Genomic DNA, 13,684 nt, shown 5'->3' on the forward strand with positions numbered 1-13,684 from the left:
GACCGGGGCGTGCGAGGGTGCGGTCAACGACGGTGCAGGGTGTGCCCGGGGGTGCAGCCGTACGCGGCGTGGTAGCGGTCGGTGAAGCGGCCGAGGCCGGCGAAGCCCCAGCGGGCCGCGATCTCGGCGACGCCGACCGTGCCGGGCGCGGCGTGGAACAGGTCGCGGTGTGCGTGGGCGAGGCGGACGCGGCGCAGGTAGGCGACCGGTGTGGTGTCCAGGTGGCGGCGGAACGCCAGCCGCAGCGCGCGCATGGAGACGTGTGCGGCGTCGGCGATGTCGGCGAGGCTGATCGTCAGGTGGGCGCCGGACTCGATGTAGGCGATCGCGCGCCGGAGCGCGGCCGGGTGGGCGTCGTGCCGGTCCTCGATGGTCGGGTCGACCAGCACGTTGCTGGGGAACGCGGACAGCGCGGCGGCGGCGAGCACCCGGCTGACCGAGTCGGCCAGCAGCGGTGCGCCGGCGGCGGTCCCGGCGTTGCGCCGGGCGAAGTCGAACGTGTGCGACCAGCGGCGGCCCAGGGCGGCGCTGATCGGCCGGGACCCGGTGAACCGGACGGGCGTGCCGGACTCCGCCTCGGCGATCTGGTTGATCAGGCGGTAGTCGATCCGGGCGAACGCCGCGTCGACGGCGTACACGGCCGTGTCGTACTCACAGCCGGGGTCGCCGAGCAGGTAGAGGTCGCCGGTGACGTAGCGGTCGCTGCGGCGGTGGTCACGGTAGGTCATCGTGCCGGCCCGGACGCGGCCGACCACGAGCATGCCGAGCGGCGGTGCGGTGGCGTGGAAGTACAGCGGGAAGGACACCCGGTGCAGTTCGGTCGCGCCGAGGACCTGCTGGGCGACCCGGATCCGCCGATGCGGGCCGGACGCCGCGATCCGGGCGGTCCGGTAGGCCGCTCTGATCGCTTCGTACGCGACGTCGGGGTCGGCGGACTCGAGCACGAACCGGTGCGGCATGCGCGCCTCCCACGGAGTGGCCATGCTATCAACGATCGACCCGGGTGACCGTGACGTCCGGCGGGGCAGTTATCCGGTACGCCGGTGCGCGCGCGAGACGTCCGCCGGGCGGGTCGGGTCGTGGTGGCGGGGCCGGTCCGGTTCGTCCGCCCGCAGCGGCGCGAGCGTGGCCGCGATCGCGTCGATGATCCGGTCGGTGGCGCGCTGGGCGTCGCCGGGGACGTCCGCGGCCAGGCCGGTGAGGTCGACCGGCGTGCCGAACCCGACCCGCACGACCGGGCGCCGGCGCAGGTCGTGGAGGACGGCGCGGGCGTTGGTGGCGGCCCGCCCGTCGTACGGGATCAGCTCGTGCCCGCCCCACTGCGCGACCGGGATCACCGGCGCGCCGGTGATCAGCGCGAGCCGGGCCGCGCCGGTCTTGCCGCGTTCCGGCCACAGGCCCGGGTCCAGCCCGATCCGGCCCTCCGGGTAGATCAGCACCACCGAGCCCTCGCGCAGCGCGGCCGCGGCGTCGTCGAGCGCGCGGGCCGCGGTGGTGCTGCGCCGGTCCACCCGGATCTGCCCGGACGCCCGCATCAGGGAGCCGAGCACCGGGGTGCGGAACACGCCGCCGGTCGCCATGATCCGCGGGGCGATCCCGGCGGTCCGGCAGGCGGCCATCATGACGACCGGGTCGACCGGGCTGATGTGGTTCGCGGCCAGGATCAGCGGGCCGCGGCGCAGCGCCGGCGGGACGTCACCGGTGACGCGCAGCCGGGCGGTCGCGCCGACCACGCCACGCGCGGCCAGCAGCAGGCCGCGCCAGACGCCGGGCGCGGTCCACGGGGTGGTGTCGGTCACGTCAAGATCCTGCCAGCAGCGGTACGGCCGGGCGCCCACCGTACCCGCGTGGTGTTTTTCGGTTGTCGGCCTTGAGTCGCCGCTGGTGGCCGCCGTTGGTGGGGGAGCAGGGCCCGCCGGCCCGGGACCAACGGCCCTGATCACGCCGGCCGGGGCCACGTATCATCTACTACGGCTCGTAGTATGATTGTGTGTAGTAGAAACCGTAGGGTGGGGGAGCTTTGGACGCGTTGGATGTCGCGCGGTGGCAGTTCGGTGTCACCACCGTCTACCACTTCCTCTTCGTCCCGATCACGATCGGCATGTCGCTGCTCGTCGCGATCATGCAGACGATCTGGTACCGGACGCGCGACGAGAAGTGGCTGCGCCTGACCAAGTTCTTCGGGAAGCTCTTCCTGATCAACTTCGCGATGGGCATCGTGACCGGCATCGTGCAGGAGTTCCAGTTCGGCATGAACTGGTCGGACTACTCCCGCTTCGTCGGTGACGTCTTCGGTTCGCTGCTGGCCATCGAGGCGCTCGTCGCGTTCTTCCTCGAATCGACGTTCCTCGGCCTGTGGATCTTCGGCTGGGACCGGCTGCCGAAGCCGATCCACCTGGCCACGATCTGGGCCGCGTCGATCGGCACGATCCTGAGCATGTACTTCATCCTCGCGGCGAACTCCTGGATGCAGAACCCGGTCGGCTTCCACATCAACCCGGACACCGGCCGCGCGGAGCTGAACTCGATCGGCGCGCTGCTGACCAACAAGGTCACCCTCGCGACGTTCCCGCACACGTTCTTCGGCGCGCTGATGGTCGCCGGCGGCCTGATCGTGGCGGTCGCGCTCTGGCACCTCTACCGCGGCAAGGACGAGCAGAAGCCGGCGTTCCGCACGGCCCTGACGTTCGGCGGCTGGGTCACCGTCCTGGCCACCGCGGGCACGCTCGTCTCCGGCGACTTCCAGGGCAAGATCATGACCGAGGTACAGCCGATGAAGATGGCCGCGGCCGAGGGACTCTACGAGACGACCAGCTCCGCACCGTTCTCGCTGCTGACCATCGGCAGCCTGGACGGCAGCCGGGAGGTCTTCGCGATCACCATCCCGGACCTGCTGTCCTGGCTCGGCAAGGGCGACATCCACGCGGAGATCGAGGGCATCAACAACCTCCAGGAGCAGTACAGCGCGCAGTACGGCGCCGGCGTCAACTACGCGCCGATCATCCCGGTCACGTACTGGTCGTTCCGCATGATGATCTTCTTCGGCCTGGCCGCCGGCGCGCTCGCGCTGCTCACCCTCTGGATGACCCGCAAGGGCCGCACCCCGACCAGCAAGCTGCTGCTGACCGCCGTGCTCACGCTGCCGATCCTGCCGCTGGTCGCGAACTCCTTCGGCTGGATCTTCACCGAGATGGGCCGCCAGCCGTGGCTGGTCTTCGGCGAGATGCTCACCCGCGACGGCGTGTCCCGCAGCGTCTCGATGGCCGAAGTGATCACCTCGTTCACCACGTTCACGCTGCTCTACGCCGCGCTCGCGGTCGTCGAGGTGAAACTGCTGCTCAAGTACGCCAAGGGCGGCCTGCCGGAGATCCACCCCGAACCCGACGACGACGAGAAGGACGACGCCGATCGTCCGCTCGCGTTCGCGTACTGATCGCGCTAGGAGACACGATCGTGGATCTCGCAACCTTCTGGTTCATCCTCATCGGCGTGCTGTTCGTCGGCTACTTCGTGCTGGAGGGCTTCGACTTCGGCGTCGGCATGCTGCTGCCCGTGCTCGGCCGCGACGACCGGGAACGCCGCGTCGTCATCAACACCATCGGCCCGGTCTGGGACGGCAACGAGGTCTGGCTGATCACCGCCGGCGGCGCCATGTTCGCCGCGTTCCCCGAGTGGTACGCCACGCTGTTCTCCGGCTTCTACCTGCCGCTGCTGCTGATCCTGGTCGCGCTGATCGTCCGCGCGGTCGGCTTCGACTACCGCGGCAAGCGCACCGACGCCGCGTGGAAGCGCAACTGGGACATCGCGATCATCTTCGGGTCGTACGCGCCGGCGCTGCTCTGGGGTGTCGCGTTCGCGAACATCGTCCGCGGCGTGCCGATCGACGGCAACTTCGACTACACCGGCGGATTCTTCAACCTGCTCAACCCGTACGCGCTGCTCGGCGGCGTCACCATGGTCGCGCTCTGCCTCACCCACGGCGCGGTGTTCCTGGCGCTGAAGACCGAGGGCGACATCCGCGTCCGGGCCAACCGGATCGCCGGCCGGGCCGGGCTGGTCACCGCGGTCCTCGCGGTCGCGTTCCTCGCCTGGACCGTGACCTCGTTCGGCGGCAACGCGGCGTCCGTGGCGACCGCGGTGGTGGCCGCGCTCGCGCTGGTCGGCGCGCTGCTGGCGAACCGGGCCGGCCGCGAGGGCTGGGCCTTCGTCGGCACCGCGATCACCATCGGGCTGGCCGTGGTCACGCTGTTCACCGTGCTGTTCCCGAACGTGATGCCGTCCTCGACCGACCCGGCGAACACGCTGACGATCGCGAACGCGTCCTCCACCCCGTACACGCTGAAGATCATGACGTGGGTGGCGCTGCTGGTCACCCCGGTCGTGCTGCTCTACCAGGGCTGGACCTACTGGGTGTTCCGCAAGCGGATCGGCGTGCACCACATCCCGGACGACGGCGCCGTCTCCTCCCCGGCGGGGTCCGCGATCGGCGGGGCGTAGCTCACCGCACGCTGAGCCCGAGGGCGCCGGCGATCTGCACCGCACCCGCGGTGTCGATCACGGCGCCCTTCAGCGTCACGGTCAGCGGGTCGAGCGCGCTCAGCTCACTGCCGCGCAGGTCGGCCCCGCTGAGATCGGCGCCCCGGAACGACGCGCCGGCCAGGTCGACCCCGGCCAGCGTGGCGTGCGCGGCCTTGACGCCGGACAGGTCCGCCTCCCGCATCCGCACCCCCGTGATCGACGACTTCCGCAGGTCGGCCCCGGCCAGCGACACGAACGACCAGTCCCCGCCGACGGCGGTGAACAGGCCGAACGTGCAGTCCTCGAAGACGCTGCCGACCAGCTTGCAGTCCTCCAGCCGGACCTCGAAGAACGAACACCCCACGAACACACAGTTCACCATGGCGGTACGGACGTGCGCGCCCGCGTTGAACCGGCACTGCGTGAACACGCACTCGGTGAAGCTCGCCCCCGTGCTCGCCGCCTCGGTCAGGTCCACCCCGGTGAACGCGACCCGCTCGTGCACCTGACCGGACAGGTCGTCCAGCGCCCAGTCGGCGTCGTGGATCGCGGATTCGGTGCGGGGAAGCCGGGTCGGGTCGATCGCCATGCCCGGCAGCGTATCGGCACCACCGCGGCGGGAGGACCCGGACAGGCCGCCACGCGGACACACCGGCGACGGGATACCCGGCCGGACCCGGCGTATCGTCGCCGGGTGACTTCACCGGTGATCACCCAGGCGGTACCGGACGACCGGGAGCGGGTCGTCGCCACGTTCGTCGCGGCGTTCGAGGCCGACCCGGTGCTGCGGCACCTGTTCCCCGGCGACTCCTACCCGGAGCTCGCGCCCGCGTTCGCCGCGCACCTGTTCGACCGGCGGGTCGCGTCCGGCACGGTCTGGCTCGCCGACGGCGGCGCCGCGGTCGCGATGTGGGACCCGCCCGGCCCCGCCACCGCGGCCCCGCCGGCCGCGTCCTACCTGCCCGCGGACGCGGCGGCCCGGGTCGACGCCTACGACGCGGTGATCCACCCGCACCTGCCGTCCGGGCCGCACTGGTACCTGGGCGTGCTCGCCCGCGACCCGGCGCACGCCGGCCGGCGGCTCGGCCGCACCGTGATGGAGGCGGGCCTGCGGCGCGCGGCCGCGGACGGCGTCCCCGCCTACCTGGAGACCGCGACGGCCGCGAACGTCGCCATGTACCGGCGCAGCGGCTGGACCGTCGAGAGCGAGCTCGACGCGAACGGCGTCGACGCCTGGATCCTGCGGCATCCGGGCCTGCCGTCCTAAGTGGTCCATTACCATCGGCGTGTTCCGGAACGGACACGCTGACGGGGGCACCGGATGGGTGAGCAATGGCCGGACGGCGGGCCGTGGGTCGTGGTGCCCACGTCCGCCGAGGTCGACTGGGAGGCCGCGGTCGCGGCGCTGACGGCCGCGGCGTCGGTACGGGTCGCGGCCGTCGCGATCGGCGGCTCCGGCGGACCGGTGCGCGCGAGCGTGGCCACGTGGACGGAACTGCGCGACACCGACCCGGACCCGCTCACGCTGGCCGAGACGTGCGACCTCGTCGCGGTGCTCGCCCGGACGCACGGGCTGGTGCTGGTCGCGGGCGTGCCCGGCCTGCTCGTCCCGGTGGGCCGGGCCGGCTGGACGATGACGGACCTGGCCGCGCGGCTGGGCGCCCCGGTCGTGGTGGTCACCGGCGACGGGCCGGACGCGGCGAACCACACCACGCTCGCACTCGACGCACTGACCACCCGCGGCCTGGCCGGCACGGTCGTCACGGTCGGCGGCCCACCACCGGGTGACGCGCGACCCGAGTTCGGTTCCCCACCGGCCGTGCCTGCCCCGGCGGAGTCGGCCGGCTCTGGGCGAGCCGCGTCCGTGACGCCTCCCGTCGTGCCTGACCCGGCGCGGTCCAACCCGGCGGAGTCGGCCGGCTCTGGGCAAGCCGTAGCCGCGACGCCTCCGGCCGCGACGCCTCCGGCCGTGCCGGAAGCGCCGGCAGGAGGACCGGCCATGGCCGAGGATCTGCCGGTCACGTCGCACCCGCCCGCGGACACGGACGGTCCGCGGGCACGGGCCGGTTCCCCGGAGCCGGCGGATTCCCCGGAGCTGGCGGAACGGCTGCCGGTGACGCCGGCCGGGCGGATTCCCGCCGGCGTCGGTGTCCCGGGCCGGGAGGCGGCGCGCGGATTCCTCGACCCGATCCTGCACGCCTCCACCGGCCGAGCCGCCGCACCCGCACCCGCGCCCGCAGCCGCACCGGCGGGCCCGCCGGTGCCGGTGACCGGTGGGACGCGGGTGGCGCTCGCCCTGATCGCGCTGTTCGTGACCATGTCGCTGGCCGCGGTCGGGCTGGCCTTCTGTGACCGGCCGGACGAGCGGCCGCAGGTGACCGCCGAGACCTCCGTCGCGCCGCGGTGGCGGGACACGCCACCGCCGGCACCGACACCGTCGTTCACCGGCGTGCCGGTGACACGGTTCTGCCCGGTGGACGCGTTGCCGGGCCCGCCGACCCGGCCGAGCCCGCGGGTGACCGACCGCGTCGACGCGGCCTGGGAACGGATCGAGAAGTGGCTGGCCGCCAAGGCGCCGGAGAGCCACGCGTCGCTGCGGCCGGGCGCCGGCGTCGCCGATATCGACGCGGCCCAGCGGCGGATGTCGGTGCCGTTCCCACCGGATCTGGTCGCGTCGCTGCTGCGGCACAACGGCACCGGCAACGGCGTCGCGGGTTTCCCGCTGCCGTTCATGCACCCGCCGATGACCGTGGCCGAGACGGTCGACGCCTGGCAGTCGCTCTGCGAGACCGCCGCCACCTACCACACCCCCGGCGACGCGTCGTGGTGGGACAACGAGTACGTCCCGTTCGCCCGCGCCGGCGACGGCGGATATCTCCTGGTCGACCAGCGGAAACCGGCCGTCACCGGCCGCGTCGTCGAGTTCTACGACGAGGACGGCGTGCGTTTCAGCGGCTGGCCGTCCTCCGTCGCGGACCTCCTCGAACAGGTCGCCACCGCGCTGGAGACCGGCGAGCCGTTCGCCGGCCGTTACCGCCCGGCCCTGGCCGGCGACCGCCTGGAGTGGATCATCCGCTGAGCGGGCGGCTCAGAACGTGTGGTGGACCGCCTCGACGTTGTGGCCGTCCGGGTCGCGCAGGAACACCGCGTAGTAACCCGGGTGGTACTCCGGCCAGATCCGTGGTGGGTGCAGCACCTGGGCGCCGGCCGCGACCGCGGCCCGGTGGACCGCGTCGACCGCGGCCCGGCCGGGTGCCGGGAACGCGATGTGCAGCTCGCGCGTCTCCGGGCCGCCGGACGGGCTGAGCCAGAAGCCGGGCTCGTCGCCGAGACCGAGACCGACCACGATCGACGGGGGCACGGGGAAGCGTTTCACCTCCCGCATGCCGATCGGGCCGAACACCCCGAGGTAGAAGGCCAGCGACTTCTCCACGTCCGTGACCTGGACGCCCACGTGATCGAACATGCCGGTCACGCTAGCAACCGGCACCGACAAAAACCGGTTGCGCCGGGCCGGGCCCCCGGGGCAGTCTTGGGCCGTAACCGACCGGGGGAGGGTGAGCGCGGAACATGTGATTCCCGACGGGTTCGTGCCGTGCCGCCAGCAGCAGTAGGGCTGCCGCGGCGTGATCGCCACGCGTACCGCTGGGGTGTCTCATGTTGAAAGCCGTCTCACTGTCCGTCTCGTTCGCCGCCGAGCCGCTGTTCGCCGGCGTCGACCTCACGCTCGGCCCCGGTGACCGGGTCGGGCTGGTCGGGCCGAACGGGGCCGGCAAGTCCACGCTGCTGCGCGTGCTGACCGGGCACCTGACCCCGGACACCGGGCACGTCACGCTGTCGCCCGGCACCACGGTCGGCTACTTCGCGCAGCAGGTCCCGGACCCGGAGCAGACCGTCGGCGACTACCTCGCGGGCGGGCTCGGCGAGGTGCACCGCGTCGCCGCCCGCATGCACGACCTCGAGCGGCAGCTGGCCACGGCGGGGCCACGGCTGCTCGACGAATACGGCCGGGTCCAGGAACGCTGGACCGACCTGCGCGGCTGGGAGGCCACCAACCGGCTCGCCGAGGTCCGGCAGCGCCTCGACGTCGCGCACCTGACCGACGACACCCCGCTGTGGCGGGTCTCCGGCGGCGAACAGGCCCGGCTCACGCTCGCCCGGGTGCTGCTGTCCACGCCGGAGACCGGCGAGCAGATCCTGATCCTGGACGAGCCGACGAACCACCTGGACGCGGACGGCATCGACTGGCTGGGCCGGTGGCTGGCCGGTTTCCCCGGCGGGCTGCTGGTCGTCAGCCACGACCGGGCGTTCCTGGACCGGACCGTGACCCGCGTCGTCGAGCTCGACGGCATCCACACCGAGCCGCAACGGTACGAAGGGGGCTACACCGCGTACCGCGCGGAGAGGACGCGCCGCTGGCAGGCACTGCTGCTCGACTACGAGGCACAGCAGAAGGACCTGCGCCGCTGGGAGGACGACATCGCGCGCACCCGGCAGCACGCGCTCGGCGTCGAGACCACCGTGCGCAAGGGCCTGGGCACGGACCAGCTCCGGCGGTACGCGAAGAAGGTCGCCAAGAAGGCCAAGGCACGCGAACGGCGGCTGCGCCGGCAGATGGAGTCGGCACGGTGGATCGCGCAGCCGCAGACCCGCCCGCCGCTGACGCTCGCGTTCCCGCAGGTGGAGGCCACGGCGCTGTCCGCGCGCGGGATCTCCGTACGTACCCTGCTGCACGATGTGGATCTGGACGTGCGCGGTGCCGAGCGGGTGCGGATCACCGGGCCGAACGGGTCCGGGAAGACCACGCTGCTGCGGGTCCTCGCCGGGCAGCTGACCCCGGACGCGGGCGAGGTGACCGGCGGGCCGGTGTCGCTGCTGCCGCAGACACACGACACGCTGCGCACCCGCGTGACCGTGCTGGAGCACTTCCGGGCGCACGTGCCGGTCTACGCGGACGAGGCGGAAGCGCTGCTGGACGCGCACCTGTTCGGCCCGGAGACCTGGGACGCGCCGCTGGCCACACTGTCCGCGGGGGAGCTGCGCCGGCTGCTGCTGGCCATCATGGTCAACTCGACGTCGCGGGTGCTGCTGCTGGACGAGCCGACGAACTATCTGGACTTCGACGCGCTCGACGTGGTCGAGGAGGCGCTCCGCGCCTACCACGGCACGTTGATCGTGGTCACCCACGACGCGTACTTCGCCCGCGCGATCGGGCTGGACCGGGAGGTTTCCCTATGACCCATGTCGCCCTTGTGACCGGCGCCAACCAGGGCATCGGCGCGGCCGTCGCGGAGGCGCTCGCGACCCGCGGCGACGCGGTGCTGCTGACCGCGCTGCCGATGCCGCCGTCCGCGCACCGGCCGGACCCGACCATGCCACCGTCCTACGCCGCGGACCGGGCCCGGACCTGCGAACCGGTCCTGGAACGCATCCGCGCGGCCGGCGGCACCGCGGCCGCGGTCGAGGCGGACCTGACCGACCCGGACGTGGCCGGGCGGCTGTTCGACGCGGCCGAGGACGCGTTCGGGCCGGTCGACATCCTGGTCAACAACGCCAGCGGCTGGCAGGCCGACACGTTCAGCGCCGACGGCACCGACAAGTTCGGCCGGCCGCTGGTGCCGGTGACCGCGGCCGGGTTCGACCACCAGTTCGCCGTGGACACCCGCGCACCCGCACTGCTGATCGCCGAGTTCGCCCGCCGGCACGCGGCCCGCGGCGCACGCTGGGGACGGATCGTGGGCCTGACCTCCGGCTCACCGAAGGGCTTCCCCGGGGAGGCGTCCTACGGCGCGGCGAAGGCCGCGCACGAGAACTACACGATGACGGCCGCGACCGAACTGGCGCAGCTCGGCATCACCGCGAACATGGTCCACCCACCGGTCACCGACACCGGCTGGGTGACCCCGGCCGTCGCCGCCGCCGTCGAGGCCGACCCGCACTGGCTCGGGCTCGCCCGGCCCGCCGAGGTGGCCGAGGTCATCGCATGGCTGACCTCGGACGCGGCCCGCCGGGTCACCGGTCACCGCATCGAGATGCGGTGACCGGCGCTCGCCTACACGTCCCGTAACTCGGCCAGGCGCGCCTCGACCTCGGCGAGCTCGGCGCGCAGCTTCTCCGCCTGCTGCTCCGCCTCGGCCCGCTCCGACGACAGGATCGCCTCGACCGCCTCGTGCACGCCCGGCACGTCCACCAAGGCCACGATCTTGAGGGCCTCGGCGGGCTTCACCACGTACGGCTTGGCGAGGGCCTTGGTGCCCTGCTGCGCCGCGACCGTCCACTCGCCGTTGTCGTAGGCCAGCGTCACGGTCAGGCCCGCCGGGCCCTTGGGCTTGACCGCCTTCGCCGCCGCCTTCTTCACCGGCGGTTTCGGCGCCTCCGGCGTCTCCGTCACTGTGCTCTGCTCCTCGATGGTCGTCTTCTTCTCCGGCACCGGCCGCTCCCGCACCACCATGAACTCCGGCTCCGGTGCCGGCGGCTCCACCTCCGGCGCGGGCTCGGGCTCGGCGGCCTTGCGGCCGGTCGCGCCCTTCGGCGGGATGGTCAGGTCGGCGGGGGAGAACGGCAGCTCGTCACGGCCGAACCGGACCACGACGAACTCCTCCGACGTCTCCGGGTCCTGCAGCTCGATCACCTGACCGATCTGACCCGCGATCTGACCGGCGGACTCGGTGAACATCACCTTCGGCTTCCGGCCGCCCGCCAGGGTCTGCTTGATCTGGTGCAACTCGTCCGGCGTCAGTCCGCGTATCGCGGCTCCTGCGGCAGCCATCAGACTCCTCTTCCGTACACACGTCCAATGGCCGCATTCTTACCAGGCCCCACCGACACTTCCACCATTGCCCTGCGCCACAAGGACTTCCGAACGCGCACGTGCCGGCCGGCACCCGTCGCACGGGGCACCGGCCGGCACGTTCACACGTCGATCAGCGGGTCGCGAAAGACCTCAGTACCAGCCCGTGCACGCGATCTCGACCCGGTCGTGGGCCTTACCGCACGCCCGCATCACATGGCCGGCGTCGTTGTACGCGGTCGTGTAGTCCTGGGTGCCGCCGTACGGGATGCTGTCCACACCCAGCTGCGTGTGCCCGGCACCGCGGGTAGGCGCCCAGTCCACCCAGATCTGGTCTCCCCACACCCCGTTGGAGATGCGGCCCCAGGCGCAGCGTGTCGAGGTGTGGTACCGCAGCTCGATCTTCCGGTTCCAGACGTAGACCGCCGGCACCGGCGTCCGGTTCAGGGCCGGGTCCCAGACCCCCGCGTCGGGGCCCGCCGGGCAGGTCCACGCGGCCGCCTGCGCGGCCTGCGGGAATCCGACGATGAGCGTGGCCGCGACCGCCGCCGAGGCGGCCAGAGTCCCGAGCCGTCGTAACACACGCATGCGCTCTCCTCACGTCCCGGCGACATCGTCGCCGACATCGATGCCTTACCGGCAGCGACGTTACGGAGAAGCGGCACGCACCTCACGACACCTGTTGCGGGTACAGCGGCGTCCGCGCGGGAGCTGGCTACAGACCGAGCACGTCCCGGGCGCCCTGACGCAGCAGCGCGGCCGCGACGGACGTGCCCAGCGTGATCGGGTCGGACGCCCACTCGTGCACGTCCAGCACGGTCTTGCCGTCCAGACTGATCACCCGGGCGCGCAGGCTCAGGCGGCCGTCCGGCTCGGTGCGGGCCAGCGCCCCGATCGGACTGTGACAGTTGCCCTGCAGGATGTGCAGCATCGTCCGCTCGGCCGTGGTCTCCCGCACCGCCCGCGGATCGTCCAGGCACGCCACCAGATCCCGCAGCTCGGAGTCGTCCTGCCGGACCTGGATCACCAGCGTGCCGGCGCCGACCGCGGGCACGATCGTGTCCGTCCCGATCGGATGCGTGATCCGCTCCGGCCGCCCGATGCGCTCCAGCCCGGACACCGCCAGCAGCAACGCGTCGTACTCACCGGCGTCCAGCTTCGCCAGCCGCGAGTTCGCGTTACCGCGGATCGGCACCGGCGTCAGATGCGGCCAGTGCAGCGCCATCTGCGCCACCCGCCGCACCGCCGACGTACCCACCCGGGTCCCGGCCGGCAGCGCGTCGATGGACAGCCCACCCGGATGCACCAGACAGTCCCGGACGTCGTCGCGCGCCATGAACGCGGCCATCACCGTCCCGGCCGGCGCCGGCCGGTCACCAGGCACGTCCTTCACACAGTGCACCGCGAGATCGACCCGGCCGTCCAGCAGCGCGGCGTCGACCTCCTTGGTGAACGCGCCCTTCCCACCGAGCGCGGCCAGGCTGCCCTGCCACCGGTCACCGCTGGTCGTCATCGACACGACCTCGACGGCGACGTCCGGATGGGCCTCCGCCAGCCGCGCCTTGACCCGCTCCACCTGGGCGAGCGCCATCGGCGAGTTCCGCGTCCCGACGCGCACCACACGCGAAACAGACATGCCCGCAGATTAGTCCTTCACCCCCGGCCCCCGGCAGCCAGCCCGCCGGAAAGAGCACGATCCCGCGTACGCCACCGGAACGCCTCGTGGGAGGGTGTCACGGCCAGGCCGTGAACCGTTTCCGCACCTCGGCGATCTGATCGTCGCTCAGCCCGTACGCGTGGAACTCCCGGTCCGGCATCCGGTCCAGCCGCGGCCGGATCCGGGCGATGTCCTCCGCCTCGATCTCCGGGTCGACCGCGCGGGCCAGCCCGATCAGCGTGGCCGCGTCCGTGTCCGCCAGGAACGCGGCCACGTCGATGTAGTCGCGCGGCTCCGCCCGGGACACCAGCGCCGACACCTTCCACGCCCGCAGGTCCGCCAGGTCCATCACCGGCCCGATCAGGTCCAGCACCACGGGTGAACGCGCCCGGTGCAGCTCACCGAGACTGACCCGGATCACGATCCCGGACCGCCCCGGATCGGTGATCTCCAGTTCGGCCAGGTGATACCCGAGGTAGCCGGTCTCGTCCTCGATCTCCGCGACCAGGAACCCGTCGGCCCGCAGCGCCTCGGCCACCAGCCGCGTCGCGGCCGGAACCGAGCCGGCCACGTCACTGAACAGGTCCACGTCCTCGGTCGGCCGGTGCACCACGCCGTGCGCGATCAGCGCGAGACCGCCGCCGAGCGCGAAACCGTGCCGGTTCGCCACGGCGAGCGCGATCCGGGCGATGCGCGCATGCGCGGGGTGCAGCCGCATC

14 protein-coding genes and 1 pseudogene are annotated in these 13,684 nt (G+C 72.6%); 7 read left to right on the top strand and 8 right to left on the bottom strand.

The features are described from left to right. Positions 1–23 precede the first annotated feature (23 nt). Together J2S44_RS40930 and J2S44_RS40935 are read right to left on the bottom strand one after the other, a co-directional pair. On the bottom strand, positions 24–983 hold the full coding sequence (locus J2S44_RS40930; RefSeq protein WP_310428718.1) for a helix-turn-helix transcriptional regulator: 960 nt from the start codon (positions 981–983) through the stop codon (positions 24–26). Between the two features lie 45 nt (positions 984–1,028). Further along, entirely contained in the window at positions 1,029–1,799 is a 771-nt protein-coding gene (locus J2S44_RS40935) for a lysophospholipid acyltransferase family protein (protein WP_310428719.1), read from the bottom strand. 221 nt (positions 1,800–2,020) lie between these two features. On the opposite strand from J2S44_RS40935, the gene J2S44_RS40940 reads away from it, so the two are divergent. Next, complete coding sequence (locus J2S44_RS40940; protein ID WP_310428721.1) at positions 2,021–3,433, top strand: cytochrome ubiquinol oxidase subunit I; 1,413 nt, start codon at positions 2,021–2,023, stop codon at positions 3,431–3,433. A gap of 20 nt (positions 3,434–3,453) precedes the next feature. Then, a complete protein-coding gene (cydB, locus tag J2S44_RS40945) occupies positions 3,454–4,497 on the top strand; it encodes a cytochrome d ubiquinol oxidase subunit II (protein ID WP_310428723.1) in 1,044 nt (347 codons plus the stop codon). A 1-nt stretch (position 4,498) separates the two neighbouring features. Here cydB and J2S44_RS40950 read toward each other — a convergent pair whose 3' ends face one another. Further along, positions 4,499–5,107 carry a pentapeptide repeat-containing protein gene (locus J2S44_RS40950; protein ID WP_310428725.1) on the bottom strand — a complete coding sequence of 203 codons (609 nt, stop codon included), beginning with the start codon at positions 5,105–5,107 and terminating at the stop codon, positions 4,499–4,501. A gap of 105 nt (positions 5,108–5,212) precedes the next feature. On the opposite strand from J2S44_RS40950, the gene J2S44_RS40955 reads away from it, so the two are divergent. Together J2S44_RS40955 and J2S44_RS40960 are read left to right on the top strand one after the other, a co-directional pair. Continuing rightward, positions 5,213–5,785, top strand: coding sequence for a GNAT family N-acetyltransferase (locus tag J2S44_RS40955; protein WP_310428727.1), 573 nt, complete (start codon positions 5,213–5,215; stop codon positions 5,783–5,785). Between the two features lie 54 nt (positions 5,786–5,839). After that, complete coding sequence (locus tag J2S44_RS40960; protein WP_310428729.1) at positions 5,840–7,597, top strand: SMI1/KNR4 family protein; 1,758 nt, start codon at positions 5,840–5,842, stop codon at positions 7,595–7,597. A gap of 9 nt (positions 7,598–7,606) precedes the next feature. On the opposite strand, the gene J2S44_RS40965 is transcribed toward J2S44_RS40960, so the two are convergent. Then, the gene (locus tag J2S44_RS40965) at positions 7,607–7,984 is read right to left on the bottom strand and encodes a VOC family protein (RefSeq protein ID WP_310428731.1); all 378 of its coding nucleotides are present in this window, start codon (positions 7,982–7,984) and stop codon (positions 7,607–7,609) included. 254 nt (positions 7,985–8,238) lie between these two features. On the opposite strand from J2S44_RS40965, the pseudogene J2S44_RS43145 reads away from it, so the two are divergent. From J2S44_RS43145 to J2S44_RS40975, 3 genes and pseudogenes are all read left to right on the top strand, one after another. Further along, positions 8,239–8,727: pseudogene (locus J2S44_RS43145) on the top strand (ATP-binding cassette domain-containing protein); the annotation flags it as partial. Between the two features lie 405 nt (positions 8,728–9,132). Next, positions 9,133–9,756, top strand: coding sequence for an ATP-binding cassette domain-containing protein (locus J2S44_RS43150; protein ID WP_445343979.1), 624 nt, complete (start codon positions 9,133–9,135; stop codon positions 9,754–9,756). Further along, on the top strand, positions 9,753–10,559 hold the full coding sequence (locus J2S44_RS40975; protein ID WP_310428735.1) for an SDR family NAD(P)-dependent oxidoreductase: 807 nt from the start codon (positions 9,753–9,755) through the stop codon (positions 10,557–10,559). The genes J2S44_RS43150 and J2S44_RS40975 overlap by 4 nt, the downstream gene beginning before the upstream one ends. Before the next feature lie 11 nt (positions 10,560–10,570). Here the strand turns inward: J2S44_RS40975 and J2S44_RS40980 are convergent, their stop codons facing one another. The 4 genes from J2S44_RS40980 to J2S44_RS40995 form a co-directional block, all read right to left on the bottom strand. Next, entirely contained in the window at positions 10,571–11,287 is a 717-nt protein-coding gene (locus tag J2S44_RS40980) for a hypothetical protein (protein ID WP_310428737.1), read from the bottom strand. A gap of 174 nt (positions 11,288–11,461) precedes the next feature. Further along, positions 11,462–11,896, bottom strand: coding sequence for a hypothetical protein (locus tag J2S44_RS40985; RefSeq protein ID WP_310428739.1), 435 nt, complete (start codon positions 11,894–11,896; stop codon positions 11,462–11,464). A 127-nt stretch (positions 11,897–12,023) separates the two neighbouring features. Then, entirely contained in the window at positions 12,024–12,944 is a 921-nt protein-coding gene (gene hemC / locus J2S44_RS40990; protein WP_310428741.1) for a hydroxymethylbilane synthase, read from the bottom strand. Between the two features lie 97 nt (positions 12,945–13,041). After that, on the bottom strand, positions 13,042–13,683 hold the full coding sequence (locus tag J2S44_RS40995; RefSeq protein ID WP_310428743.1) for a nucleotidyl transferase AbiEii/AbiGii toxin family protein: 642 nt from the start codon (positions 13,681–13,683) through the stop codon (positions 13,042–13,044). Position 13,684 lies beyond the last annotated feature (1 nt).

It is taken from the genome of Catenuloplanes niger (genome assembly GCF_031458255.1).
Taxonomy (GTDB): Bacteria; Actinomycetota; Actinomycetes; order Mycobacteriales; family Micromonosporaceae; genus Catenuloplanes; species Catenuloplanes niger.

Bases quoted from the DNA above. Each gene is read 5' to 3' on its own strand.
- J2S44_RS40965 (WP_310428731.1), bottom strand. From the start codon at position 7,984: ATGTTCGATCACGTGGGCGTCCAGGTCACGGACGTGGAGAAGTCGCTG.
- J2S44_RS40985 (WP_310428739.1), bottom strand. From the start codon at position 11,896: ATGCGTGTGTTACGACGGCTCGGGACTCTGGCCGCCTCGGCGGCGGTC.
- J2S44_RS40930 (WP_310428718.1), bottom strand. From the start codon at position 983: ATGGCCACTCCGTGGGAGGCGCGCATGCCGCACCGGTTCGTGCTCGAG.
- J2S44_RS40950 (WP_310428725.1), bottom strand. From the start codon at position 5,107: ATGGCGATCGACCCGACCCGGCTTCCCCGCACCGAATCCGCGATCCAC.
- J2S44_RS40980 (WP_310428737.1), bottom strand. From the start codon at position 11,287: ATGGCTGCCGCAGGAGCCGCGATACGCGGACTGACGCCGGACGAGTTG.
- hemC (WP_310428741.1), bottom strand. From the start codon at position 12,944: ATGTCTGTTTCGCGTGTGGTGCGCGTCGGGACGCGGAACTCGCCGATG.
- J2S44_RS43150 (WP_445343979.1), top strand. From the start codon at position 9,133: ATGGAGTCGGCACGGTGGATCGCGCAGCCGCAGACCCGCCCGCCGCTG.
- J2S44_RS40975 (WP_310428735.1), top strand. From the start codon at position 9,753: ATGACCCATGTCGCCCTTGTGACCGGCGCCAACCAGGGCATCGGCGCG.
- J2S44_RS40960 (WP_310428729.1), top strand. From the start codon at position 5,840: ATGGGTGAGCAATGGCCGGACGGCGGGCCGTGGGTCGTGGTGCCCACG.
- J2S44_RS40995 (WP_310428743.1), bottom strand. From the start codon at position 13,683: ATGCGGCTGCACCCCGCGCATGCGCGCATCGCCCGGATCGCGCTCGCC.